This is a genomic window from Azospirillum oryzae (assembly GCF_008364795.1).
Lineage (GTDB): Bacteria > Pseudomonadota > Alphaproteobacteria > Azospirillales > Azospirillaceae > Azospirillum > Azospirillum oryzae.
In genome coordinates, this window is record NZ_VTTM01000005.1 from 192032 (window position 1) to 217789 (window position 25758).

Genomic DNA, 25758 nt, shown 5'->3' on the forward strand with positions numbered 1-25758 from the left:
GGAACGCGTGTCTTCAGTAGAGTGCGCCCCCCGGATGTGCAGGCGGAGAACCGGGGGGAGCCGACCACAGGCTTGAGCGGATCGACGCCTCGTCCACGACGGCGAGGCTTCTGGCCAGCACGTCGAAATAGCGGCGCCTCTTCCACTGGTCACGGTCGCCGATCACGATGATGCGGTCGCGGGCGCGGGTCAGGGCGACGTTCAGCAGGTTCGGCGCCAATGCCGCCCAGTCCATGCCGCCCGGCCGGGCCGGATCGCCACCCAGCACCAGAAGCACCAGTTCCGCCTCCTTTCCCTGAAAGGTGTGAACGGTGCCGACGGACTCCTTGATCCAGTCGGGATCCAGCTTGTCCCGCTCCAGCTTTTGCCGCAGCCCCTTTGCCACCTTGCGGAAGGGCGTTATCACGTACAGGCCGGGCCGGCGGCCTTTGTGCCTGCTCCCCTGCCACGCGACGGCGATCAGCGCGCAGGCGAGGTCGCGCTGGGCGGGGATCAGATGCCCTTCCGCGCCTTCCGCCGGAATGTCGATCCAGCAGCTTTCCCCGAACAGACCGCCCGGATCGACGGCGCCGCCGCGCCCCTGCACCATCAGCCCGTCATAGGCGATGCGGTTCGCCCCCGTGAACATCGGGTCCAGACAACGGCGATGCACGCGCAGCGGACTGCCCACCCACAGCGGATCGCCGTCCTCCTGCGGCAAGGCGGTGCCCAGCGGATTGGCGCGGTCGGCCAGCACCTGGGCCGAGGTCCGGACCGGATGCCAGCGGTCGGCCAGCGCACAGCGGCGCCGGATCGCCTCGACCGCCTGCATCGGCAATGTGACCACCGGCTCCAATTGCAGAGGATCGCCGATGATCACCGCGCGCCGCGCGCGCCAAACCGCCCCGGCCGCGGCCTGAGGCGTCGCCTGTCCTGCCTCGTCCACGAACAGCCAGCCGATGCTTTCCCGACCCATGCCGTCGAACAGCCGGTCGAAGGAGGCGAAGGTGGTGGACACCAGCGGCACCGCCAGACCGAAGGTCGCCCACAAGGACGCCGGACCACCGTCAATGGCATCCCCGGCGGTCTTGCCGGTCAGCAGATCCATGAATCGGTTGAGGTTGGTCCACACCTTCTTCGACGCCCCGGCCAGGAAAGCGCGGTGCAGATCGAGCGCCCGCAGGAAACAGGCGACGCGCAAGTCATGCAGTTCGGCATCCAGCCAGGGCGAGGTCTTCTGCCGTTCCTCCTCCGGCAGAGCCCGCCATGCCGCGTCGATCCGGGTGCCGGCGAAACCACCGTCCAGCGCGGCAAGCCGGGCGTCCCACGCCGAACAGGCGATCCTTTGCTCCTCGCACCGGGCGCGGGAGGCCGCAAGCTGCCGGCGCACCTCCTCCACCTCCGCCATTCGGCGACGGGCCTCCTCCGTCGCTGCCCGTACGGCAGCGGCGGCGGCGGACGCCAGCGCGTTCAGCAGGTCGCCGGCACCCTGCCGATTACCGGCTTCCTGCAACAGGGCCGCTTCGGCCAACCGGTCGTCCGACCGCAGCAGTTCGGACAGGGTCCGCCGCACCTCGTCCCGGTCCGCCAGCGCCCGTTCGCGCTCGGCCGGAGCGGTTACCCGGTCCCGCCTCAGCGCCTCGAGCGCGGCGAGCGTCTTCGTCCGGCGAAGATCGGCCTCGACCCGTTCGCGCCGAAGCCGGGTGACGGCGTCGCCCGCTTCGCGCCGCCGCACCTGCCACTCCCGCTGCTGTTTCGTGCCGAACAGCTTGCCGAGGAAGGACGGCCGTTCGCGGTCCAGACGGTCGTAAGCCTCGCGCTCCACGAGAAGATGGGCGTCGCAGGCAGCCACCGCCGTCTCCGCCTCGGCAAGGTCGGCCGCCAGGGATTCTTCGCTCCGGCCGGACGCCTCGATCAGGTCGTCCAGGCGGCTCACCGCCTCCCGGCATGTCTGTTCGCGCGCCATTGCGTCGCGGCAGCGGTCGAGACACTCCACCCACGCGGACGCCTTCGCCACCTCCTCCCGCGCCGATGCCGTGTCGATCGTGGATTGCCGTTCCGCAGCCTCGCCCTGCCGCACCCCGTCCGCTGCCGCCGCCAGCGCCGAATGGGCCGCGTCACGCCCGGTCAGGGCATCGGACAGCGCCGCCAGGGAATCGCGCCGGGCCTCGAACAGCGCGATGGCGTGGCGGAAGGCGTCGCGCGCCTCGGTCCAGGACGGCGCGCCGTCTTCATAGGAGGTCTTGAACAGGGTGGGCGGGACCTTCACCCGGTCGAAACGGCCGAACCAGAAGCGGTTGGCGAAGGTTGACCGCTTCTCCTTGTTGCCCAGCACCGCCGCCATCATGCCCCAGCAGAGGCCGGACCTGCCTGGATTGTCCTCCGGCGCGAACAGGGTATCGGCAGCCGCGCGGAAATGATCGGCCTGATCCAGCCAGCGCGGATCGATGGCCTTCAGCGCCGGAATCTCGCGGGTGACGTTCTCCACCGCGCTGTTGTTGGACGAGGCGACGACCATTTCGAAGCCGCGAAGCCGCTCGTCGATCTCCCAGACATGAAAGTCGCTGTGCCGGACGGCGCGTTTGTCGCCGAAGGCGTCGTTGGGGTGGCCGAATTGGGCCAGCGCCCGCGCGCGTTCGACGAACACCCCGACGATCAGGTCGCGCAGAAGGGTCGTCTTGCCGGTTCCCGGCGGGCCGTTGACCGAAAACACGCCGCGCCCATCGCTCAGCCTGGTCAGGGCGGCGTTCACCGCCATCTGCTGCGCCATCACCAGCGGATGGCCGCCCGGTGCCGGCCAACAGCCCGGCGGCAGGTTGGACGGGTGCAGCATCCGTTCGGCGAAACCGGGGTCGCGCACCACGTCGGTGCGTCCGCCGTCATGGCCGAACAGGTAGCCGGCCAAGCCCGGGCCATGGTCGCCACGCCCAATGGCGGCGGACACACGCCCCAGATCACGCAGGAAAAAGCTGTTCAGCAGATCGGGTTCGATCTCCCCGAACCGCCCATCCTTGCGGCGCCTCAACTCCACGCCCTTGAAGCGGGCGCGCGCGGTCAAGCCGGCCCGCGGTGCCCAGCCGGTTTCCCTGGTGACGATGGCGGCGATCGCGTCGCAATCGGCCAGCGTCAGCGCCGGTGCATCGCCCGATGCACAGGCCCCCTCCCCCTCCGGCACCAGGATTTCACGTTCGGCGAGGTAGTCGGTGATGCGCGTCGCCACCCGTTCCTCGACCGCACCGAAATCGCCAAAGCGCAACTCCCCCTTGGCTGCGGCGATCTCGTTCATCGCCCACGGCACCGCCGACACGGCCGGCACGCCGAAGGGATGGCCGTCGGCGGTGACGCACAGGCAGACCAGCGACGCCTCGCCACCGCGCGGACGCTCCTCGTCATCGTCCACGCCCAGCCGTTCACGCAGTTCCTCGACCACCTTCTCCATCTCGAACAGGCCGATATGGACCTGGAAGCGCCATCGCCGGTCGCGTGTTTCGGCATAGGTGGCGCGCATCCGTTCATGCCAGGGCAGCGTCGTCTCGTCCGCCGCCGTCCAGGCGTGATCCCTGCGGTCGTTCTTCGGCGGAGCCGCCGGAGACAACGCTTCGATGGCCTGCCAGTAATCGAGGATCGTCAGCGCGGTGTTCGTACGGTCGGGCGTCATCGGCGGGAGGATTGTCGCAGAAAATCAATCTATAGCAGGCGGCGGGGAATCAATACCATCGTTTCCGGGCAAAGGACGGGGATACACCGCCGCGTTCTGATAGATCGCAAACGCCCGCTCCCCTGCCGGCGCGCGATTGGATGACGACCTGCATGGCGAGCTGGCCGGCGTCCTCGGTGTCTGCGAGGACGCCGCCCGGTAAGGTCGGGATGCACATCGCCGACCTCTGCGTTCCTTGGTCCATGCCGGTTCACAGGTCGGGCGGCCTGGGCTGCTCGGTCGCGCTGCGCAGATCGCGCTTCAGGATCTTGCCGATGATCGACGTTGGTAGGGCCGATCGGAATTCGATCGTCGACGGCCGCTCGAAACGGGACAGGCGGGGAACGAGAAAGCTGTGCAGGTCCCCCGACGACAGCCCGGCGCCGGGCTTCACGACGATGAATGCCTTGACGATTTGGCCGCGCACCGGATCGGGTTCGCCGATGACGGCGACATCGCTCACCGCCGGGTGTTCGCGGATCGCGGCTTCGACCATGCGCGGATACACGTGCTGCCCGCCAGCAATGATGAGATCCTTCAGCCGATCGACGATGTGGAGATAGCCGTCCTGGTCGAGAAAGCCGATGTCGCCCGTGTGGAGGTGTCCGCCGGCCATCGCCGTTGCGGTCGCATCGTCGTCGCCCCAATAGCCGGCCATGAGTTGAGGACCCCTGACACACACCTCCCCGACCCTGCCGACCGGCTGCGGCGTCGTGCCGTCTTCCACGGATACGATCTCGACGATGGTCCCCGGCAGGGGCAGCCCGGCCGAACCCGGCTTGGTGGCGCCTTCGTAGGGGGTGCAAGTGACGACGGGGGATGCCTCCGTCAGGCCGTACCCCTCGACCAGCCTGCTGCCGGTCATCGCCTGGAAGCGCTCCTGCAGCAGCGGCGGCAGGCTGTCGCCGCCGGAGATGCACAGCCGCAGCGACGAGAGATCATGGAGGGCTGCGGTGGGGCAGTCGATCAGCGCCTGGAAAAGCCGGGGAACGCCGGTCATCATGGTCGGGCGTTTGCTCTGGATGGTGGCGAGAATCTCCCGCACGTCGATGCGCGGCAGCAACACCAGCTCGGCGCCGAGCGCGATGCCGAAATTCATCACCGCGGTCATGCCGAAGACATGGAACAGCGGCAACACGGCAAGGAGGCGCTCCTGTTCCGCGGCGCTTCCGGTGAGCCAGTCCCGGCACTGGCAGGCATTCACGCAGAGGCCGGCATGGGTGAGGACGGTCCCCTTGGGCAGTCCGGTGGTGCCGCCGGTGTATTGGATGACGGCCGGTGCACGCTGCGGATCGATGGCGACCGGAACACAGCGGCCGTCGTTGGCGAGCAGACTGGAAAAGGAAAGATGGCGCCCGTCTGCCGGAAAGTCCGCGACGTCCCCCCGGTGGAACAGAGGATACAGCCAGTTCTTCGGGAAGGGCAGGCTTTCCGCCAGGGACGCGACGATGATCCGGCGCAGCCGGCCCGGCCATCCGACCGCCGACAGGGTGGCCTGGAACCTTGGCAGATCGAGCGTGATCAGGATTTCGGCGGCGGAGTCGGCGATCTGCCGCTCAAGCTCCAGTTCGGCGTTCAGCGGGTTGGCGTTCACCACCGTCCCGCCGGCCTTGAGGATGGCATAGAAGGCGATGACGAAATAGGGACAGTTGGGCAGCAGAAGCATGACCCGTGTCCCCTCGCCGACACCCAGCCCCTGCAGCCCCTTGGCGGTTCTTTCGACCAGATCGAGGGTTTCACCGAAGGAATGTCGCCTCCCGAGGAAATCCATGCAGGACCGGTCCCGGTGGGTCGCGGCAGCCTCCTCGAGCAGTGCTGGCAGGGGCCGTGCCGGCGGCGGGCGACGCCAATCCAATCCGGGAGGATAGCTGCGCTCCCAGGGGTAGGTGCTCCCCTGCGCGCCCGCCGAGGCGTCGGCGATGGACCTGATCATGACGTCGGTTCCGATCACGGGTGTGCCGGACACAGTCTATCGGACCTGCCGGGATCGCCTCTTGATGCAGGTTAAAGCCGTTGCCCTGCCACCATCCCCCGAAGGATGGATGATGCAGACCGGCGCGAAATCTCAATGCGTGCCGAGAATGCGCAGCGGGGGTTTGGCAGAAGCCTTCGACCCATCCGGCAGAGTCTCCGCGCCCTGTTTGCTTTCTCCATCAGGGTCTTCCTCCCCGCCCTCCGACTCAGGCAGCGGCTTCGGCAGTTCGTCCGCAGTCAGGGTTTCACGCTCCAGCAGGCTTCTTGCCCCTTGCTCCAGCACGGCGTGGTTCCTGCGCAGAATGTTGGAGGCCCTTGAGGAGGCGGCCTCGACCAGGGTGCGGACCGCCGCATCGATGCGGCTCGCCGACGCTTCACCGTAATGCCGGGGTTGCCAGAAGGCGCCCGGGGGTTGACCGAGAAGATGGCCCGGTTCGGTATCGTAGCAGACCGCCCCCAGCGTTTCGTCCATGCCGTACCGCATCACCATGCCCCTGGCGATGTCCGTGACCTTCGCCAGATCGTCGGCTCCGCCCGTCGACACCTCGCCGAACACGATCTGCTCCGCCGCCCGGCCGGCCATCAGGACGGTCATCTTGTCTTCCAGTTCGTGGCGGCCCATCAGGAAGCGATCCTCCGTGGGACGCTGGATGGTGTAGCCGAGCGCCCCGATGCCGCGCGGGATGATCGAGACCTTCTGGACGGGATCGGTGCCCGGAATCGCCATGGCGACCAGGGCGTGTCCCATCTCGTGATGGGCGACGATGGATCGTTCGTGCAGGCTGAGAATGCGGGATTTCTTCTCCAATCCGGCGACGATCCGTTCGATGGCGGCCTCGAAATCCTCCGTCGACACGGCGTCGGCGTCCCGCCTCGTGGCGATCATCGCCGCCTCGTTGACCAGATTGGCGAGGTCGGCGCCGGTGAAGCCCGGGGTCAGAGCCGCGAGATGGGTAAGGTCCACGCCCCGGTCGAGAGGGACCCGTCTGGTGTGGATCGCCAGGATTTGCGCGCGTCCGGATTTTTCCGGCCGATCGACCAGGATCTGCCGGTCGAACCGCCCCGCGCGGAGCAGGGCCGGATCGAGGATTTCCGGGCGGTTGGTCGCCGCCAGCAGAACCAGCCCGGCGCTGGGGTCGAAGCCGTCCAGTTCGGCCAGAAGCTGGTTGAGCGTCTGTTCCTTCTCGTCATGCCCGCCCAGCATCGGCATTGATCCGCGCGCACGGCCGAGCGCGTCGAGTTCGTCGATGAAGATGATGGCCGGCGTTCGCGCCCGTGCGAGCGTGAACAGGTCCCGCACCCTCGCCGCCCCGACCCCGACGAACATCTCGACGAATTCCGATCCGTTGGTCGAAATGAAGGGAACCTTGGCTTCGCCGGCGACGGCCCTGGCCAGCAGCGTCTTGCCGGTTCCAGGCGGACCCACCAGCAGAATCCCCTTGGGCACATGGGCGCCCAGGCGCGAAAACTCCTGCGGATTCTGCAGGAACTCCACGACCTCCCGCAATTCCTCCTTCGCCTCGTCGACACCGGCGACATCGTCGAACCTGATGGAGACATCGGTCTCGGCGAACAGCTTGGCCTTGCTGCGGCCGATCGACAGCAGGCCTCCGCCCGCCCGCATGCCGGACATCCCGGCCAGACTCCACACGGCGAACAGGATCAGGAGCCAACCGAACCAACTGGCGATGCCCGATGCCCAGCCGGACCCGCTGATGCCGCTGAAGGGGATGTGACGGGCCGAGAGGTCGCGGGCGATGTCGGGCGCGACACGGACGGTCTCGAACGTCCGCGACCCGTTGGGCAGAGGTTCGCTCAGCGTACCGGTCAGGGTGGTTTCGCCGACCATGACCTGCTCGATCTTGCCGCGATCCAGCAGATCCTGGAACTGGCTGTAGGGTATCGTTTGCGCTTGATGAACGCCGGGGAGCGCCCACAGCAGGAACAGCCCGACCCCGATCGACAAGGCAAGGGAAAGCCACAACAGCAGGTCGGCGCCGCGGTCGCTGTCCTTCCTGTCGTCCATGACACCTCCCGCTGCGGTCGGAGCCGCCCGTATGCCTTGCCCGATACCCTGAAGGCTGCAGCGGAGTCCGCTTCCTGTCCTTTACTCAGGTTAAGGCCGGCATCGTGAAGCCGTGGATCAATGGCGGCATTCTCCCGATGCGGATGCACGGATGCCGTTCAGGGAGTCCGCCACAGGAGTCCGGACCGCCATGGCCAAACCTGCTCCTCCCCAACCAGTCCCGTCCGTCGAGCCCCCGTCCGTCGAACCGGTGATCGAGCTGAACATCGGATTGCAAAAGCTGTGCTTTCTGATCGTCAAGGCCCGGGAATTCGACGCCAAGGTGGAACCGTCCGATCTGGATGAGGGCTCCAACCCAAGCGACGACGGCATGCGGGCGGTGCTGGAGGATTACGCCGACGATCCGACCCTGGCGGAACTGAAGGACGCCATCGACGGCCTCGACGACGACGAGGTGGTCGATGTGATCGCGCTGGTCTGGCTGGGCCGCGGCGATTTCTCAGCGGACGAATGGGCAGAGGCGCAGGCGCTGGCCCGGGAACGCCATACGGCCCGTTCCGCGGATTACCTCATCGGCATCCCCAACCTGGGAGACTGCCTGGAGGAGGGGGCCGCCCAGCTCGGCTATTCCTGCGAGGAATTCGAAATCGACCGGCTTTAGACCGGATCGGCGGCGGAATGGTTGAGACACGGCTTCGGCATCCGTCCCGGTCCGGTGGGGCCAAGGCGGGGCCGAGCCGCAAGCCCCACTCAGAAATGGTCGCGTACGGCCGCGCGGATGCGGCGGATGTCGTCGTCGACCTGCGCGGGCGTGGTGTGCGGCCCCAGATCGTCGAAATGCAGATGCTCGACCACCCTGATGCCGCATAGGCCCATGATCGCAACGTCCTGCGTCACCGTGAAGGCCTGCCTCTCACCGGTCGCTTCCAGAAATGCCATCGGGGCGCCGGAACTTGTGACGATCAGCCCCTTGCGCCCATGCAGTTTGCCCTCGACCTCCTCGCCCCGCATTTCCCAGGCAAATCCGTAACTGAAGACACGGTCCACATAGCCTTTCAGCATCGCCGGCATGCCGGCCCACCAGATCGGAAACACGAAGGAAACCGCCTGGGACGCCGTAATGAGGTCCTGCTCGCGCTGGATGTCTTCGGGTACGGCACCCTCGCCGGCCAGTTCCTCCTCCGAGAGGACCGGGTTGAAGCCCATGGCGTAGAGGTCGCGCACGGTGACCGCGTGCCCGCATTGCTCCAACTCGTCCACATAGGCGCCCACCGCCTGCCGGATGAAGCTGCCGGAGCGCGGATGCGCGAAAATGACGACGTGCTTCATGACAATCCTCCCGTTCCGGGCTCGCGCGGCGCGCGGCCGAGTTTCCGTTCCAGCTCCACGACCGCGCGCAGCGTCCCGAGCACGCTGTCCGGCGTCAGGCTGATGGAGTCGATGCCGAGGCGGACCAGGAACTCGGCGATCTCCGGATAGTCCGAGGGCGCCTGTCCGCAGATGCCGCAAGGCCGGCCATTGCGCCGCGCGCCCTCCACGGCCTGGCGCAGGAAAGCCAGCACGCCGGGATCGCGCTCGTCGAAATCGAAGGCGACCAGCGGGCTGTCACGATCCACCCCGAGCGTGAGTTGCGTCAGGTCGTTCGACCCGATGGAGAAGCCGTCGAACCTTTGGGCGAACTCATCCACCAGCAGCACGTTGTTGGGGATTTCACACATCACGTAGACCTCGAGGCCGTCACGCCCGCGCTCCAGCCCGTGGCGCGCCATGGCGGCGATCACCCGGTCGGCTTCCTCCAGACGGCGGCAGAAGGGCACCATCACCTTCACGTTGGTCAGCCCCATCTCGCCACGCACGCGGGCAAGCGCCCGGCATTCCAGCGCAAAGCCCTCCTCGTATGCCGGGTGGGCGTAGCGCGCAGCCCCCCGGAAGCCCAGCATCGGATTCTCCTCGACCGGCTCGAACCATCTCCCGCCGAGCAGGGAAGCGTATTCGTTCGTCTTGAAATCGGACAGCCGGACGATCACCGGACGCGGGAAGAAAGCCGCCGCGATGGTGCCGATCCCCTCCGACAGGCGCTCCACGAAATAGGCGCTGCCGTCCGGGTGGTTGCGGGTCAGGCGGGCGATGCGGGCCCGCACGTCGGCGTCCTCGACACGCTCCGGGTGGACGAGCGCCATCGGATGGACCTTGATCGCCTCGTTGACGATGAACTCCATGCGCGCCAGCCCGACACCGTCGACCGGCAGCCGGCCGGTCTGGAAAGCCAGATCGGGATTGCCGAGGTTCACCATGATGCGCGTCTGCGGCCGCGGCAGCCGGCCAAGATCCAGGCGCTCCACCCGGAACGGCACGGCGCCGTCATACACCTTGCCGGTTTCACCCTCCGCGCAGGAGACGGTCACCGTCTGCCCCTCGCGCAGGGCCTCCGTCGCGCGTTCGGCTCCGACCACGGCTGGAATGCCCAGTTCGCGGGCGACGATGGCGGCATGGCAGGTCCGGCCACCCCGGTTGGTGACGATGGCGGCGGCCGTCTTCATCACCGGCTCCCAATCCGGCGTCGTGGTATCGGCCACCAGAACCTCGCCCGGACGGAAGGCTGACAGATGGTGGGCGTCGGTCACCACGCGCACCGGCCCGGTGGCCATGCGTCCGCCCACCGCGCGTCCCGACGCGAGCACGGTCCCCTTCGCCTCCGAAACGAAGCTCTCCAGTTCCAGCGCCGCCCGCTGCGAGGCGACCGTCTCCGGCCGTGCCTGGACGATGTAGAGGCCGCCGTCCAGTCCGTCCTTGGCCCATTCGATGTCCATGGGCTGGCCGTAATGCTCCTCGATCCGGATGGCGTATCCGGCGAGCCGCAGCACCTCCTCGTCGGTCAGGCAGAAGCGCTCCCGGTCGGCGTCGGGAGTGGGGACGGTCCGCGTCGGCTCGCGCGTGCGGCCCGGCCGGTAAACCATCTTCACCTGCTTCTCGCCCAGCCGCCGCTGCAGCACCGCGCGGTGGCCTTGCCGGAAGGTCGCCTTGTGCACATAGAACTCGTCGGGATCGACCGTCCCCTGGACGACCGTTTCCCCAAGCCCATAGGCGCCGGTGATGAACACGGCGTCGCGGAATCCCGATTCCGTATCCAGCGTGAACATCACCCCGGCCGAGGCGAGGTCGGAGCGCACCATTTTCTGCACCCCGACCGACAGCGCGACCTTGAAGTGGTCGAAGCCCTGGTCGATCCGGTAGGAGATGGCGCGGTCGGTGAACAGCGAGGCGTGGCACCGCCGCACCGCGTCGAGCAGCATCGCCTCCCCGGACACGTTCAGATAGGTCTCGTGCTGCCCGGCGAAGCTGGCGGTCGGCAGGTCCTCCGCGGTGGCGGAACTGCGCACCGCGACGGTCAGGCCCTCCCCGTACTCGACCAGCAGGGCGCGGAAAGCCGTGCGCAGTTGCGCCTCCATCGCCGCCGTCAGGCCGGCCGAGTAGACGATGTCGCGCGCACTGGACCCGGCGCGGGCAAGCCGGACCATGTCGTTCTTGTCCAGCCCGTCGAGCAGCGCGTGGAGATCCTCCCACGCCTTGGCCGCGGTCAGCGCGTCGCGAAAGGCTGCCGCGGTCAGGGCGAAGCCGTCCGGCACCTCGACCCCCAGCGGCTTCAGGTGCCGGTACAGCTCACCGAGGGAGGCGTTCTTGCCGCCCACCAGGGCCACGTCGTCGCGGCCGAGGTCGGAGAACCAACGGATGTATGTGGTGTCCGGCATGTCCGGCGTCCTTGTTCCAGCCTTCGTCCATCGGCGCAACATGGCCGGGCGGCGTGGCCAGAGGTCGTGACCGGGAGCGTGACGGGTCACGGCCCCGGGACGGCTCCCTGGCCGACGACATGATGCTTGCCGACCGGCGTGACCGTGGTCGCCTGCGGGCCGTGAGCGCTTTCCTTCTCGGCGATGCTCAGGCGGACCTCCTGGTCAACCTTCAGGGCGTCGAAGGACCCGTCGGCCACGCTGTTGCGGTGGAAATAGACCTCCTGCCCATCCGTCATTTCGATGAAACCGTAGCCGTCTCCGGCAAACAGGCGGACCACGCGGCCGTGCAAGGGAACCTCATGAGTCTTCACGTCCAGCCGGCGGCGGCGCGCGTAGTCCTCCAACTCCCGGCGGGCCGCGTCGAACGCATCGCGCACGGCGACTCTTGGATTTTCGTGAGCGTGGTCCTCGGGCTTGGCGTGACGCACGGCAAGCTTTTCTCCCGGCACGGTCAGGTCGATCCGGACCGCGTAGAGCTTGCCCTGGTGCTGGTGCCGGTGCGGCGCGTCGATGGTCACATGGCACGCCATGATGTGGTCGAAGAACCGCTCCAGCTTGGCGGCGTGTTCCCGCACGACCGTCTCCAGGGCGGGCGACGGCTCCAGATTGTCGAAGGTGATCTGCACAGGGAATTCCATGGCATTCCTCCTGTCGGTTGCCGCCTGTCAGCGGCCGTACACCCGCCCTCGAGTTCGGCGTCCACCAGGGTGTGCCGGCGAGCGGCACGTTCCACGACCATCACCTCGACGGTAACGAGCAGTCCAGCCACCAGGGCTGCACAGCGCGCCGGCAGCCATTGTGGCGGCTCCCATTGTGGCCGCTCCAGGAGTCCCGGCGTTAACCTGGATCAAGCGGCGCCCCGAAGTCTTGCGGTCCAATGATCCGAGCCGACAATCCCGCAGCCAACCATCCGGGAGAGAGTCGCCATGGAACCCGCAGGCAAGACCGGCCCACGCCACCTGGTCCGCATCGCCTGTGAAACCCCGCTCCCTGCAACTGCCCTCCCATCCGGTCCGCTTCTCAATCGGCGTGCCAATTCACCCTGAGGAAGCACTCGCCTTCGGCGTACTTCCACGTCACTTCACCCTGGTGATGGCGATCGAGCGCTTCGGCGATACGCCGGGGCAAGTGAAGATCCGTGGTCGTCACGTTGATCCCGTCGGCGGTGTCGTGGATGTCCATGATCCTGTTGAGCGGATGCTCGGCGGTCTCGACCTTCTCCTGATGGCGGACCTGCGCCACGATCTCGGCACGATGGGCTTGGACGAACGCGCCGCTCATCGACAGGATGCCGGCCGGGGTCCGCTCCTCGATGCGCTGGCAGGCCTGGCAGACGGTCTCCGTCGCGTCGGCCGGCCTTGCGCCCCACCGCCAGCAGCCGTCCTCGTAGACGGCGTGGCAGCGTGAACAGACGCTGGGATCGGCGGGTTTGAGGTCCGACTTGTAGGGGTCGTGCTCCTTCTCCTGGATCAGCCGGTCTCGCCGTTCCGGTTGCAGGCGGTCATCGATGACCGAGCGGCTGTTCTGAGGCTTTTGTCCCATGGCCACGTCCTCCCCGGTGAGCGGAAAGCGGTATAGTCGCGCCCAGGCAAAACGCCGCCTTAACCTGGATAAACCCGTTTGCGTTTGACTGAAGATTCACTGTTGGGGTCGATCAGGTTAACCTGGATCAAGGTGGGCTGCGATTTTTGGCGCGACGGTACGGAACCTATCCTCCTCTGTAGGAGATGGTTCATGATCAAGCATATTCTTGTCCTGCTCGATGGTGCCGCCGCCGACGAACGGGCGCTGAACGCCGCCTTTACCCTCGCCAAGCTGTTCAATGGGCATGTTGACGCCTTCCACGTTCGGCCCGACCCGCGGGTGGCCATTCCACCGGTTACCGAGGGTTTCTCATCCGACATGCTGGAGCGCCTGATCCGGGAGGCGGAGCAGGCGGACCAGGAACGGGCATCGCACGCAAGGCACAGCTTCGACACCGCCGTTGCGGCCGCCGGCATTCACAGCATCGGCTATCCTGACGCCGATACCGCCATCGCGTCCGGTTCCATCACAGCAACATGGCGCGAAATGGTTGGCCAGCCGGAGGATATTCTCACTCAGCGTGGGCGCTGTGCCGACCTCCTCCTGTTCGCACAGCCATTCGATGCACCAGCCAATGTCCTGCGGCTGGAGACGGCTTTGTTCGAAACCAGTCAGCCGATGCTGCTGGCGGCACCAGGCATGGATGGAGAGGCACTTTCATCGATTGCAATCGCCTGGAACGGCAGCCGACAAGCGGCAAGGGCGATCGCCGGGGCCATGCCGCTCCTGCGGCGGGCGCGGAATGCCACGATACTGACGGTGGACGGAGGCGATGAGGTCAAAGGTCCGACGGCGCCGATGATCACATGCCTTTCCGACCATCTGGCCTGGCACGGCATCTCCGTGGCAGTCGACGTCCTGCACAAGGATGGCCGCCCGACCGGCGAGTTGCTGACGGGAAGGGCGAAGGAGATCGGCGCGGGTCTTCTGGTCATGGGTGGCTACGGACACAGCAGATTCCGGGAAATGGTCCTGGGCGGCGCAACCCGCCATGTGCTGGGGACCACTCTCGGATGCTCGGTCCTGATGGCACACTGAGACAGCCAGCCACTGATAGTCCGGCTTGGGAGGCATCGATGACGCACGATGGAATGCTGCTGTTCGATCTGGACCCGCATTGGCGGCATGGCCGCCGGATCGCCACTCATCTGGAAATTCCGATTTCCCCCCATGAGGAGAGACGCTTCGAGGATGGCGAAATGAAGCTTCGCCCCTTGATCAGCGTCAGGGACCGCGACGTGTTCGTTGTCCAGTCCCTGCTGGGCGATGCTCATGACAGCGTGCATGACAAGCTCTGGCGGCTCCTGCTTTTCACGGGCGCCCTGAAGGATTCGTCCGCGCGCCGGGTGACGGTGGTGGCCCCCTATCTGGCCTACAGCCGCAAGGACCGCCGCACGAAATCCCGCGATCCTGTGGCAACGCGCCAGCTGGCGATCCTGTTCGAGGCGGCCGGTGTCGACCGGGTCGTCACGATGGACGTGCACAATCAGGCCGCGTTCGAGAATGCTTTCCGCTGCCGGACCGAGCATCTTCTGGCACGCCCCCTTTTTGCCGATCACGTCAAGGCGACGGCAGGGAATGACCCGATTGTCCTGCTTTCCCCCGATGTCGGAGGCATGAAGAGGGTCGAACAGCTTCACGAAACGCTGGAACACAGCCTTGCCCGGCCGGTCGGTCTGGCCTTCATGGAGAAGACCCGCAGTGCCGGAGTTGTCGGCGGCGGACAGCTGGTCGGCAACGTGGCCGGCTGCAGAGTGCTGATTCTCGACGATCTCGTTGCGACGGGAACCACCATGCTGCGGGCCGCCGAAGCATGCCGGACGGCGGGAGCCCTTTCGGTGGTGGCACTGGCAACCCACGGCGTGTTCGCGCCGGGTGCCGTCGACATGCTGCAGTCGCCGGCCTTCGACAGCGTCGTGGTGACCGACACCGTACCGCCCTGGCGGTTGGAGGGCGACATATCGGTTCGAAGACTCACGGTGCTGGACACCGCGCCGCTGTTCGCAGAGGCGATCGCCCGCATGCATGCCGGCGGTTCGTTGAGCGATCTTCTTTAGAACAGATGGCGGATCGCCCGAAGTGGATGACCATCCGATACAGCGCGCGGATCGAATGCCGGCGGACCAAGACTTTCCGCTCGAATTGAAGGTGGAGTTCTTACAGAGACCGGATGCTTATTTCGATCGCCCCAGCCAGGTCCAAGCGATCGAAACCCGTCTTTCGTGGGTCTTCCTGACCGAGCGACATGCATACAAACTGAAGAAACCCCGACGACTTCCCGAAGTGAACCTGTCGACGGTGGCGTTGCGCCACGCAAATTGTCTGACCGAAATACGGTTGAACCGTCGACTGAGTGCGATGGTTTATCATTCCGCCCTTTGCCTTGCCCTTCGGCCGGATGGTGACCTCAGCTTGTGCGAGCGGCCTGGGCCCACAGATCGTGTCGTCGATTGGGTGGTTTGGATGCAGCGCCTTCCGACCGAGCGACGGATGGACGAATTGATCGGCTCCAACGCCTTGCAGACAAGCGACGTCCGCAATCTCGGGATTACGCTATCGAGATTTTACCGCTTCAGTCGATCCGTTCCGATGGCAGGCGACAGGTACGTAGGCCGATTTGCGCAGGATGTTGAGAAGAACCAGGTCACGGCCAGAACCACACTCCCCAAAGAAATGGCTTACCGGGCGAACAAGGCAGCGATCTGGCAACGAGGGTTCCTGAAAACACAACGCGGTCTGTTGCGGAAGCGGGCGGAAGGTCGGTGGATCATCGAAGCCCATGGCGACCTTCGCCCAGAACACATCTTTTTTACTGCTCCCCTTCAGATCATCGACTGCCTTGAATTCGACCGGGCACTCCGGCTGCTCGATCCCGTTGATGAGCTTTCCTATCTCGGCCTTGAATGCGATCGCCTGGGAGAAGGGTGGATCGCCAACCATCTTCTGAGGATTTACGAGGCGCGGAGCGGGGACAGGGCCGATCCTCATCTGGTCGCCTTCTATCGCAGTGTCCGCGCTTGCATCCGCATCCGGCTGGCCGCACACCGGCTGGCCGACGCCACTGCCGCCCAACGTGGACGGTGGCTGGAACGCATCGATCAATATCTCTCATGCATCGAGAAACATTGACCCTATTCGGCCAGAGGATCGGAGGTCCGAACAGCGGCGTCGATGGGATGCAACTCGCTTGCCCCCCAGATTTCGGTGTGGGCGTAACCGGAGGCACGGACGGTGGTCGCCACCCTCATTGCCGCGTCAATCCCTGGGGCGGTGAAGATATCGAGGAAGTCGTAGGGACCAAGAACGGCAAAGCTGCTTCGCCATTCGACATCTGGGCAGTTCTGGCCGATCTGTTCGGCGAGGTGCTGCCGGACCTTGTCGGTGGATTTCGGTGGAGCTTTCGTCCCCTGGATAAGCCGTGTCAGCATGATGAATGTGGCCATGGCGTGCCTCTCCATACTCGTGGCCGCAGGCTGGAAGGTCAGCCGGACAGCCGAGCTGCGTTCATGACTATTCTTCAGCTTTCATAATGGACGCCAGGGGAGCGATCCTCGTTAACCGAGATCAAGAGATTGCTCAAATTCACCGGCACCGGATCACGGAAACCCGGTCGTTCCCTGTCCGGCGGCGTCGAGGAGATCGATCACGTCGGAGTCATCCAGTTGGCGGAAGTCGCGGTAGAAAGTTCCGATGGACATGAAAAAGGCAGGAGTTTCCAGACAGATGATTGAGTCGGCTGTTTCGGTGAATGCAGCCAGGCTGTCCGCCGGCGCCACCGGAATTGCCAACACAAGCGCCTTTGGCCCCTCCTTTCGCACCGCCCGAAGAGCGGCGAGCATGGTGGCGCCGGTAGCAATGCCATCATCGACCAGGATGACGGTACGGCCGGCTATGGAAGGCTGACGCCGACCTGCGAGATAAGTGGTGCGGCGTCGCTCCAATTCCTTGAGTTGACGATGTGTTTCCTCTTCGAGCCATGAATCGGATAAAGGCAGGCCGACGTTGGCATTGATCACCGTTTCGATCGCCGCGTTCCCTCCTGCCCCACAACTGGCAATCGCACCGATCGCCAGCTCCGGCTGGTACGGAGCACCCAGTTTGCGGACCAGAACGAGCCCGAGCGGGGCGTGAAGCCTCCTTGCGATCTCCACCGCCACCGCAACACCGCCGCGCGGGAGGGCCAGGACAACGGGCGCCTGATCCCGCAAGGGCGACAGCTTGTCTGCCAGCCGCTTGCCGGCATCGGCCCGATCCCTGAAAAGGGCCGTGATCCCGTCTCCCCCTTCCATCGCTGGCCAATGGCCCATGTCCCCTCCCGGTGCTTCTTCAGGACAGCGGCTTCAGCCGCGCGCATCCGCGGGCTTGCCTTCGCGCCGGCCCTCTGCATTCCGAAAGCGCCGTTCCCTCGGATGGAAAGGCCGGTCCTGTGATGCGCTGGCGGAGGCCTGTTCGGCAATGGCGCGGGACATGCCCTGCGCCTGCTCCATCACCGCGGTCGCCTCATCCGACCAGCGTTTCAGGCGGTCGGCCATCCAGTCGTTCCAGAGAGAGGATCGTTCCGCCGCATCTTCCACCGTCCCCATCCGCTCCACGGTGGACAATGCCGATTGGAGATCGTCCTGGCGATGTTCCAGCCAGTTGCGGCTCATGGCCTCAAAACCGCCGAACAGGTTCGACTGCATGCGCAAGATTGCCTCGGTCCGTTCCAGAAAGTTGTTTTGCAGCAGTGTGTTGGCGCTCCATATTGGAAATGCGCCTTCCAATTGGGGGAACGCCGGTGTGTCGATTGGTTGGCGCCGCATCGATACTCCTCCTCTTGTGCCCGGCATTTGCCGCCGGCCAGCCCAGGCTGGGCATCGCGGGATTTAGAAGAGAATCTTTTTCTCGGCCCTTAATCCACGTTAAGAACAACATGGCGCATTCGGACGGGAATACTTCTTTGGACATTTCGAATCCGAATTGGCTGATCGGCGCAGCCTTCGGCGGATAAGGGTTCAGGAGGACAGGATCACGGACGAGATCTGGATAAAGCCAATCTCTGCGGTCCTGACGGAGCTGGGTATCACGAGCATCGGGTTGGCTCAGACCGAGGTGGACCGCCGCCACAGGCGATACGGGTACAACCGGCCGCCAACACGGCCGTTGTTCGGGGCCGCCGAAGCGCGGCATCGAGCGCATTCTCCGACGAAACAACGGCCAGCCTTAATCCAGATAAAGTCGGCCGGCCCCGCCGGGTGCTAAAAACCATCGCGTCACAAGGGTAATCCCAAGGATAATCCAGGAGGATGCCATGACTATGACTGAAACGGGCACCGGCGAAAAGCCGAAGGACCTCAAGACCACCGGCCTGGCGGCCAAGGAAGTGGCGGAGCGCAATCGCCACCCGCTTTTCGCCCTGCGCGACGAATTCGACCGACTGTTCGACGAGGCGTCGTCGATGATGCGCTTCCCGTGGAGCCGCCGCCCGGTATTCGGCATGGAGCCGCTGTTGCGCAGCGACGCCGATCTGGAGGCGATCGTGCCCCCGGCGGAAGTGGATGAACGGGAGACCGAATACCGCGTCACCCTGGAAATCCCCGGCATGGACGAGAAGGATGCCGAGATTTCCATCCAGGACGATATCCTGACCGTCAAGGCCGAGAAGAAGGAGGAGACGGAAGAAAAGGACAAGAACCGCTATTTCTCGGAGCGCCGCTATGGACTGTGCGCCCGCACCTTCCGGCTGCCTGCCAATGTGAAGGCGGACGCGATCACGGCCAGCATGAAGAACGGCGTGCTCACCATCGTGCTGCCGAAGTCCGAGCCGAGCAAGCCGACCAGGCGCACCATCGAGATCGCCAAGGTCTGAGTTCCCGGCGCCGCTGAAAAAGCCGCGGAAAAGACGGCATCGCCGATGGGCAGGCAGGCCGCCGGCTGCTATGTCGCAGCCCGACATAGCAGCCGGCGCATAGCATTTGGGCGGGAGGCGGCCATGAAAATCCATCCCGGTCCGGCGGGCGATGGCGACAATCTTCTGCTCACGGACCTCTACGAGGTCGCCATGGTCGACGCCTACCTCGACCACGGAATGAACGGCACTGCATCATTCGAGTTGTTCGTCCGCACCCTGCCGGACCAAAGGAATTTTCTGATCGCAGCCGGTCTCGAACAGGCGGTTGCCTTCCTGGAGACAGCCAGATTTGCTCCGGACGATCTGGCGTGGCTGCGCGACCATGCCCAAATATCGAACCGGACCGTCGAATATCTTCGGGACTTCCGCTTCTCCGGGGATGTGGACGCGCTCCCTGAAGGGACGGCCTTTTTCGCCCATGAACCGATCCTGCGCGTGACGGCCAGCCTGCCGGAAGCGCAGATGATGGAAACGCGCCTGATCAACCTGATCCATCTTCAGACCGTCATCGCCTCAAAGGCCGCAAGGCTGGTGTTGGCGGCGGACGGCCGCCCGCTGTTCGACTTCGGTCTGCGCCGGGCACACGGCGCTGAAGCCGGGCTCCTGGCTGCACGAGCCGCATACATCGCGGGCTTCGCCGGAACGGCAACCGCTTTGGCCGGCCGGCGTTTTGGCATTCCGATCGTCGGGACGATGGCGCATTCCTTCGTGCAGGCCCATCGGCAGGAAGCCGAGGCATTCATCAACTTCGCCCGTTCACGTCCACGGAACCTGACCCTGCTCCTCGACACCTACGACACCGAGGCGGCAGCCGGGACTGTGGTGTCCCTGGCAGGCAAGCTGGCGGTCCAAGGGATCCATCCGTCCGCTGTCAGGCTGGACAGTGGCGATCTCGCAGCGCAGTCGCAACGGGTGCGTGCCATCCTCGATGCCGGTGGATTGAGCGGGACGCACATCGTGGCGAGCGGCGGATTGGACGAGCATGTGCTCGGGTCGCTTCTGACCGCGAATGCGCCAATCGACAGCTTCGGTATCGGCACCAACCTGACCACTTCCAGCGACGCGCCTGCGCTCGATTGCGCCTACAAACTGGTCGAGTATGCCGGGTTTCCTCGGCGCAAGCGCTCGCCCGGCAAAGCGACATGGCCAGGGCGTAAACAGGTTTTCCGCAGCTACGATGCCGGCGGCCGGATCCGGACGGACCTGCTGTCCGTCGCCGAAGCGCAGGAGCCGGGACGTCCGCTGCTGATCCCGGTTATGCGGAACGGGCGCCGTGTCGGGCCCCTACCGGACCTGACCGCGATCCGCTCCCACGCTGCGGCTGAATTGGCGAGCCTGCCGGAGCCGGTGCGCGACCTGAAGCATCATGCAACCATTGAAACCGGCATTTCGCCCGAACTCGAGGCGCTCGCCGAGCAGGCTGACAGCATTGGTCAGGTCCGACCGGACCATCCATAACGGCAGGACATCGAATTTCCGGGCGGCTCCTAACCTGGGTTAAACCCAGCCATGGGACGCGGGCGTAACCTGCTGCGCGATACCGCCATCATCAGCACCTGCTCGCCGGGCGGTACGTTCAGGATGAGGTGCACCCATGCCCTGGGAGACCATTCGCAAACGACCTGACGACAAGGCCACCGCCGTCCTGACGGATTACGATCAGGCCCGCGCCGCCTTCACCTGGTCGGGGGCGCGCGCCGATCTGGATGGCCTGCCGGACGGCGGGCTCAACATTGCGTACGAGGCCGCCGACCGTCATGTTGCGCATGGCCGGGGCGACCGGATCGCTTTGCGCTGGTTGGCCAAGGATGGAACGTCCCGTAAGTTCCGGTATTGCGATCTGGCTGAGCACTCCAGCCGGTTTGCAAGTCTCCTGCGCTCGCTGGGTATCGGCAAGGGCGAGCGCGTCTTCAGTCTGCTCGGTCGTCAGCCCGACCTGTATGTCGCCGCCCTCGGCACGCTGAAGAGTGGCTGCGTCTTCTCGCCCCTGTTCTCCGCCTTCGGCCCGGAGCCCATAAGAACGCGCCTGTCGCTCGGCGACGGCCGGGTGCTGGTGACCAGCGAAGCGCTCTACCGCCGCAAGATCGAGCCCTGGCGCCACGAGCTTCCCGGATTGAAACATGTGCTGCTCGTCGATGGCGGAGCCGGGCCGGACGACGGTGTCCTGGATCTGCGGCGCGCGCTGCCGGCAGCGTCGCCGGACTTCGCCTGTGCGAAAACGGCACCGGACGACATGGCTCTTCTCCACTTCACCAGTGGCACAACCGGCCGTCCAAAGGGAGCCGTGCATGTGCACGAGGCCGTGGTCGCCCACCATGTCACGGCCCGCTGCGCCCTGGACCTGCGGCCCGGCGACGTCTTCTGGTGCACCGCCGATCCCGGCTGGGTGACCGGCACCTCCTACGGCATCATCGCTCCGCTGACGATCGGCGCCACGCTGCTGGTGGACGAGGCCGAGTTCGATGCGGAGCGGTGGTACGGTATCCTCCAGCGAGAGCGCGTCACCATCTGGTACACCGCCCCCACCGCCATCCGCATGTTGCTGAAGGTGGGCGCAGACGTGGCGCGGCGCTACGACCTGTCGTCGGTGCGCTTCATGGCGAGCGTGGGGGAACCGCTCAATCCCGAAGCCGTGGTATGGGCCCAGGAGACGTTCGGCCGCCCCTTCCACGACAATTGGTGGCAGACCGAAACCGGCGGGATCATGATCGCCAACTACGCCTCCGCCGACGTGAAGCCGGGGTCCATGGGTCGCCCGATCCCCGGCGTGGAGGCGGCAATCGTCGAACGCACAGCCGACGGCCGCGTCCACCCGGTGGAAGAGCCGATGACGGCGGGCGAACTCGCCCTGCAGCCCGGCTGGCCCTCCATGTTCCGCGGCTATCTGGGCGAGGAGGAACGCTATCGGCGCTGCTTCGCCGACGGCTGGTACCTGAGCGGCGACCTCGCCATGCGCGATACCGACGGCTATTTCTGGTTCGTCGGCCGCGCGGACGACGTGATCAAGTCCGCCGGCCACCTGATCGGCCCCTTCGAGGTCGAGAGCGCCCTCATGGAGCATCCCGCCGTGGCCGAAGCCGGGGTGATCGGCATTCCCGATCCCATCGCCGGCGAGGTGGTGAAGGCCTTTGTTGCGCTCAAGCCGGGCTGGACACCGTCGGAGGCGCTGCGCAAGGAATTGCTCGGGCACGGCCGCGCCCAACTGGGTCCGGCGGTCGCCCCGAAGGCAATCGATTTCCGGGCCTCCCTGCCACGCACGCGCAGCGGCAAGATCATGCGCCGTCTGTTGAAGGCGCGCGAGTTGGGCCTGCCCGAAGGCGATCTGTCGACGCTGGAAAGGGACGAGCGATGAGCGACCTGTCTCCGCCCCCGCATGCGAAGCCGCGCCTGACCCGCGACCATCTGCTTGGCCTGCTGCGGCAGATGGTGCGCATTCGCCGCTTTGAGGAACGGTGCGGCGAGCTGTACCAGCAGGAAAAGATCCGCGGGTTTCTTCACCTCTATATCGGCGAGGAGGCGGTGGCGGCCGGGGTGATGGGGTGCCTGCATCCCGAAGACGCCGTCGTCGCCACCTACCGCGAACACGGGCACGCCATCCTGCGCGGTGTCCCGATGACCGCCGTCATGGCCGAGATGTACGGGAAGGCCGAAGGATGCAGCCACGGGCGCGGCGGATCGATGCACCTGTTCGATGTCGGCACCCGCTTTTTCGGCGGCAACGCAATCGTCGCCGGTGGGCTGCCCCTGGCGGTGGGCATGGCGCTGGCCGACCGCATGCGTGGCCTGCCACGGGTAACCGCATGCTTCTTCGGCGACGGCGCCGTGGCCGAGGGCGAGTTCCACGAGAGCCTGAACCTCGCCGCCCTGTGGAAACTGCCGGTCCTGTTCGTCTGTGAAAACAACCTCTACGCCATGGGCACGCGCCTCGACCGGGCACAGTCACAGACCGACCTGCACCTCAAGGCCGCCGTCTATCAGGTCGCTTCGGAGGCCGTGGACGGCATGGACGTCGTCGCCGTCGAGGCTGCGGCACGGCGCATGACCGACGCGATACGCGACGGCGCCGGGCCGCAATTCCTCGAATGCCGGACCTACCGCTTCCGCGCCCATTCCATGTTCGACCCCCAACTCTACCGCGATAAGGCGGAGGTCGACGATTGGAAGCGCCATGACCCCGTCGCCCGACTGTCCGCCTGGATGCGGGAAGCCGGCATGCTGCACGACACCGATCTCCCCACCATCGAACGGGAAACCGAGGCGGAGATTGAGGCGGCGGTCGCATTCGCCGAGGCCGGGAAATGGGAGCCGGTCGAGGATCTGGCGAAGGACGTCTATACCCGCGAGGTGCATCCATGATCGATGCGGACATCACCGTGGCGGCGGCCAGCCGTATGATCACTTACCGTGACGCCATGCGCGAGGCGCTTCGTGATGCGCTGCTGCGAGACGAGCGGGTCTTTCTGATGGGCGAGGATGTCGGGTGTTACGGCGGATGCTACGCCGTGAGCAAAGGCCTGTACGACGAATTTGGGCCGGACCGCATCCGCGATACGCCGCTGTCGGAATCCACCTTCGTCGGCGCCGGCATCGGCGCCGCGCTGAACGGCATGCGTCCGATCGTCGAGATCATGACCGTCAACTTCAGCCTGCTGGCGCTCGATCAGATCGTCAACAACGCAGCGACGCTCCGCCACATGTCGGGCGGACAGGTGAGCGTGCCGGTGGTCTTCCGCATTCCGACCGGGGCGGGACGGCAGCTCGCGGCGCAGCATTCGCACAGTCTGGAGGGCTGGTACGCCCATGTGCCGGGCCTGCGGGTGGTGGCGCCGGCCACCCTGGAGGACGCGCGCGGCATGCTGTGGACTGCACTCCAAGACCCCGACCCGGTGGTGATGTTCGAGCATGTGATGCTCTACAACATGGAGGGCACGCTGGATGCCGCGGCCGGGCCGGTCGACATCGACCGCGCGGCGGTCCGCCGGGCCGGCAGGGACGTGACGCTGATCACCTACGGCGGCAGCCTGTTCAAGACACTCGCCGCAGCGGAAGCGCTGGCGGCGGACAATATATCGGCAGAGGTCGTGGACCTGCGCAGCCTGCGGCCGCTCGATGCCGAAACCGTGCTGGCCTCGGTCGCCCGCACCCGCCGGGCGGTCATCGTCGACGAAGGCTGGCGGACCGGCAGCTTCGCCGCGGAGGTCAGCGCCCGCATCATGGAGGGGGCGTTCTGGTCGCTCGACGCCCCGGTGGCGCGGGTCTGCACGGCCGAGGTGCCGATCCCATACCCCCGGCATCTGGAGCAGGCGGCGCTCCCGCAGCCGGCCGCCATCGTGGCGGCGGTCAAGGCACTGATGGGGGCGTGATGGGCATTTTCCGCATGCCTTCGCTGGGCGCCGACATGGAGGCGGGGGTTCTGGTCGAATGGCTCAAGCAGCCGGGCGATGCCGTCGCCCGCGGCGACATCGTCGCCGTGGTGGAAACACAGAAGGGCGCCATCGAGGTCGAAACCTTCGAGGCCGGCGTGATCGAACGCCTCCTCGTCACACCGGGCACTTCGGTTCCGGTCGGCACACCGCTTGCCCTGCTCACCGGAGCCGGGGAGAGCGTCGTGCTGCCCAGCCCCGAGCCGCAACCATCGGCGCCCCCTGCCCCGCCCATGCGGGCACCGGCGCCGCTCCCGTCCCCTCCTCCGGTCACGACGGCAACCGTCCCTCCGCCGGCGTCGCCGGCGGCACGGCGGCTGGCGACGGAGCGCGGCATCGCCCTGACGGCGGTTACCGGCAGCGGGCCAGGAGGTGCCGTGCTTCTGGCCGACGTCGAGCGGGCCGCCGCCATGCCGTCCGCCTCCCCGCAGCCGCGTGGGCTGGATGTGGTGCAGATGCGGCGGGCGATCGCTGCGGCCATGGCGCGCTCCAATCAGGAGATCCCTCACTACTACCTGAGTACCACGGTGGCCCTGGCCAAGGCGAACGCCTGGCTCGCGGCCCACAACACCGAACGCCCGCCAGAACAGCGGCTGCTCCTGGCGGCGCTGCAATTGAAAGCCGTCGCGCTGGCCTTGCGGCGCCTCCCCGAGTTCAACGGATCCTGTATCGACGGAACGTTCCGGCCGGCCGAGGGCATTCACATCGGCACCGCGGTGGCGATCCGCGGCGGCGGCCTCGTCGCACCCGCGATCCACGACACCGACCGGTTGGCCGTGGACGAAGTGATGGCCTGCCTGCGCGATCTGGTCGCCCGGGCACGCTCCGGGCGGCTGCGCAGTTCTGAGCTGCAGGATCCCACCATCACCGTCACCAGTCTCGGCGACCGCGGGGTAGAGGGGGTGTTCGGTGTCATCTACCCGCCGCAGGTCGCCATCGTCGGCTTCGGCAAGCCGGTCGAGCGGCCTTGGGTGGTGGATGGCCAAGTCGTTCCATGCCCCGTGATGACGGCGACCCTTGCGGCCGACCACCGGGTCAGCGACGGCCACCGCGGCGCCCTTCTCCTTGCCGAAATCGATCGCCTGCTGCAGGAGCCCGAATCGCTATGACGCCCGACGACGTGCGACACGTGGTGCTGGAGGAGTTGAGCAACATCGCCCCCGAAGCCGACCTTGCCCTCCTCGATCCGGCTGCCGACCTCCGGGAGGCGCTGGACATCGACTCCATGGATCACCTGAACTTCGTGACGGCCCTGCACAACCGGCTGGGCATCGCGATCCCCGAGGTCGATTACCCCCGCCTGACCACCCTCGATGGAGCGGTCGCTTACCTCATGGCCGATCCGGCGATTGCGGCAAAAGCCGGGATCGCATGACGAAGAGTGCGATGTTCCG

21 protein-coding genes are annotated in these 25758 nt (G+C 66.2%); 11 read left to right on the plus strand and 10 right to left on the minus strand.

Annotated features, from left to right (window positions below; all coding sequences use genetic code 11):
- Positions 1 to 13 precede the first annotated feature (13 nt).
- The 3 genes from FZ938_RS16295 to ftsH form a co-directional block, all read right to left on the minus strand.
- Positions 14 to 3637 (minus strand): DEAD/DEAH box helicase, encoded by a 3624-nt coding sequence (locus FZ938_RS16295; RefSeq protein WP_246458118.1) that lies wholly within the window; start codon positions 3635 to 3637, stop codon positions 14 to 16.
- A gap of 250 nt (positions 3638 to 3887) precedes the next feature.
- The gene (locus tag FZ938_RS16300) at positions 3888 to 5609 is read right to left on the minus strand and encodes a long-chain-fatty-acid--CoA ligase (protein WP_149199538.1); all 1722 of its coding nucleotides are present in this window, start codon (positions 5607 to 5609) and stop codon (positions 3888 to 3890) included.
- Positions 5610 to 5741: 132 nt separating this feature from the next.
- Positions 5742 to 7676 (minus strand): ATP-dependent zinc metalloprotease FtsH, encoded by a 1935-nt coding sequence (gene ftsH / locus FZ938_RS16305; protein ID WP_149199539.1) that lies wholly within the window; start codon positions 7674 to 7676, stop codon positions 5742 to 5744.
- Between the two features lie 190 nt (positions 7677 to 7866).
- On the opposite strand from ftsH, the gene FZ938_RS16310 reads away from it, so the two are divergent.
- Positions 7867 to 8337: a DUF3775 domain-containing protein gene (locus tag FZ938_RS16310; RefSeq protein WP_149199540.1), complete on the plus strand. Its 471-nt coding sequence runs from the start codon at positions 7867 to 7869 to the stop codon at positions 8335 to 8337.
- Between the two features lie 89 nt (positions 8338 to 8426).
- Here FZ938_RS16310 and FZ938_RS16315 read toward each other — a convergent pair whose 3' ends face one another.
- The 4 genes from FZ938_RS16315 to FZ938_RS16330 form a co-directional block, all read right to left on the minus strand.
- On the minus strand, positions 8427 to 9005 hold the full coding sequence (locus FZ938_RS16315) for an NAD(P)H-dependent oxidoreductase (RefSeq protein WP_149199541.1): 579 nt from the start codon (positions 9003 to 9005) through the stop codon (positions 8427 to 8429).
- The gene (ppsA, locus tag FZ938_RS16320; RefSeq protein ID WP_149199542.1) at positions 9002 to 11425 is read right to left on the minus strand and encodes a phosphoenolpyruvate synthase; all 2424 of its coding nucleotides are present in this window, start codon (positions 11423 to 11425) and stop codon (positions 9002 to 9004) included. The genes FZ938_RS16315 and ppsA overlap by 4 nt, the downstream gene beginning before the upstream one ends.
- An 86-nt stretch (positions 11426 to 11511) precedes the next feature.
- On the minus strand, positions 11512 to 12105 hold the full coding sequence (locus tag FZ938_RS16325; protein WP_149199543.1) for an HPF/RaiA family ribosome-associated protein: 594 nt from the start codon (positions 12103 to 12105) through the stop codon (positions 11512 to 11514).
- A 382-nt stretch (positions 12106 to 12487) separates the two neighbouring features.
- Positions 12488 to 13009, minus strand: a complete 522-nt coding sequence (locus FZ938_RS16330) for a BCAM0308 family protein (RefSeq protein ID WP_149199544.1) — start codon at positions 13007 to 13009, stop codon at positions 12488 to 12490.
- A gap of 192 nt (positions 13010 to 13201) precedes the next feature.
- Here FZ938_RS16330 and FZ938_RS16335 point away from each other — a divergent pair, with 192 nt between their 5' ends.
- The 3 genes from FZ938_RS16335 to FZ938_RS16345 are packed head-to-tail and all read left to right on the plus strand — an operon-like array spanning position 13202 to position 16180.
- Positions 13202 to 14089, plus strand: coding sequence for a universal stress protein (locus FZ938_RS16335; protein ID WP_149199545.1), 888 nt, complete (start codon positions 13202 to 13204; stop codon positions 14087 to 14089).
- A gap of 38 nt (positions 14090 to 14127) precedes the next feature.
- Positions 14128 to 15108, plus strand: coding sequence for a ribose-phosphate diphosphokinase (locus FZ938_RS16340; protein ID WP_149199546.1), 981 nt, complete (start codon positions 14128 to 14130; stop codon positions 15106 to 15108).
- Positions 15109 to 15130: 22 nt separating this feature from the next.
- A complete protein-coding gene (locus tag FZ938_RS16345; protein ID WP_149199547.1) occupies positions 15131 to 16180 on the plus strand; it encodes a hypothetical protein in 1050 nt (349 codons plus the stop codon).
- A gap of 2 nt (positions 16181 to 16182) precedes the next feature.
- On the opposite strand, the gene FZ938_RS16350 is transcribed toward FZ938_RS16345, so the two are convergent.
- The 3 genes from FZ938_RS16350 to FZ938_RS16360 all read right to left on the minus strand — a co-directional run bounded on the left by FZ938_RS16350 (position 16183) and on the right by FZ938_RS16360 (position 17853).
- The gene (locus FZ938_RS16350) at positions 16183 to 16494 is read right to left on the minus strand and encodes a GYD domain-containing protein (protein WP_149199548.1); all 312 of its coding nucleotides are present in this window, start codon (positions 16492 to 16494) and stop codon (positions 16183 to 16185) included.
- Positions 16495 to 16647: 153 nt separating this feature from the next.
- Positions 16648 to 17358, minus strand: coding sequence for a phosphoribosyltransferase (locus FZ938_RS16355; protein ID WP_246458121.1), 711 nt, complete (start codon positions 17356 to 17358; stop codon positions 16648 to 16650).
- Positions 17359 to 17391: 33 nt separating this feature from the next.
- Entirely contained in the window at positions 17392 to 17853 is a 462-nt protein-coding gene (locus FZ938_RS16360) for a phasin family protein (RefSeq protein WP_174757477.1), read from the minus strand.
- Between the two features lie 488 nt (positions 17854 to 18341).
- On the opposite strand from FZ938_RS16360, the gene FZ938_RS16370 reads away from it, so the two are divergent.
- The 7 genes from FZ938_RS16370 (at position 18342) to FZ938_RS16400 (ending at position 25739) form a co-directional block, all read left to right on the plus strand.
- A complete protein-coding gene (locus FZ938_RS16370; RefSeq protein ID WP_149199551.1) occupies positions 18342 to 18899 on the plus strand; it encodes an Hsp20/alpha crystallin family protein in 558 nt (185 codons plus the stop codon).
- Between the two features lie 123 nt (positions 18900 to 19022).
- Positions 19023 to 20399 carry a nicotinate phosphoribosyltransferase gene (locus tag FZ938_RS16375; RefSeq protein ID WP_149199552.1) on the plus strand — a complete coding sequence of 459 codons (1377 nt, stop codon included), beginning with the start codon at positions 19023 to 19025 and terminating at the stop codon, positions 20397 to 20399.
- Between the two features lie 136 nt (positions 20400 to 20535).
- A complete protein-coding gene (acsA, locus tag FZ938_RS16380; protein ID WP_149199553.1) occupies positions 20536 to 22293 on the plus strand; it encodes an acetate--CoA ligase in 1758 nt (585 codons plus the stop codon).
- Complete coding sequence (gene pdhA / locus FZ938_RS16385; RefSeq protein WP_149199554.1) at positions 22290 to 23297, plus strand: pyruvate dehydrogenase (acetyl-transferring) E1 component subunit alpha; 1008 nt, start codon at positions 22290 to 22292, stop codon at positions 23295 to 23297. Before acsA ends, pdhA begins: the two co-directional genes overlap by 4 nt.
- Complete coding sequence (locus FZ938_RS16390) at positions 23294 to 24304, plus strand: alpha-ketoacid dehydrogenase subunit beta (protein WP_211101075.1); 1011 nt, start codon at positions 23294 to 23296, stop codon at positions 24302 to 24304. The genes pdhA and FZ938_RS16390 overlap by 4 nt, the downstream gene beginning before the upstream one ends.
- Positions 24304 to 25473: a dihydrolipoamide acetyltransferase family protein gene (locus FZ938_RS16395; protein WP_149199555.1), complete on the plus strand. Its 1170-nt coding sequence runs from the start codon at positions 24304 to 24306 to the stop codon at positions 25471 to 25473. Before FZ938_RS16390 ends, FZ938_RS16395 begins: the two co-directional genes overlap by 1 nt.
- Positions 25470 to 25739, plus strand: a complete 270-nt coding sequence (locus FZ938_RS16400) for an acyl carrier protein (protein ID WP_149199556.1) — start codon at positions 25470 to 25472, stop codon at positions 25737 to 25739. The genes FZ938_RS16395 and FZ938_RS16400 overlap by 4 nt, the downstream gene beginning before the upstream one ends.
- The last annotated feature ends 19 nt before the right edge of the window (positions 25740 to 25758 follow it).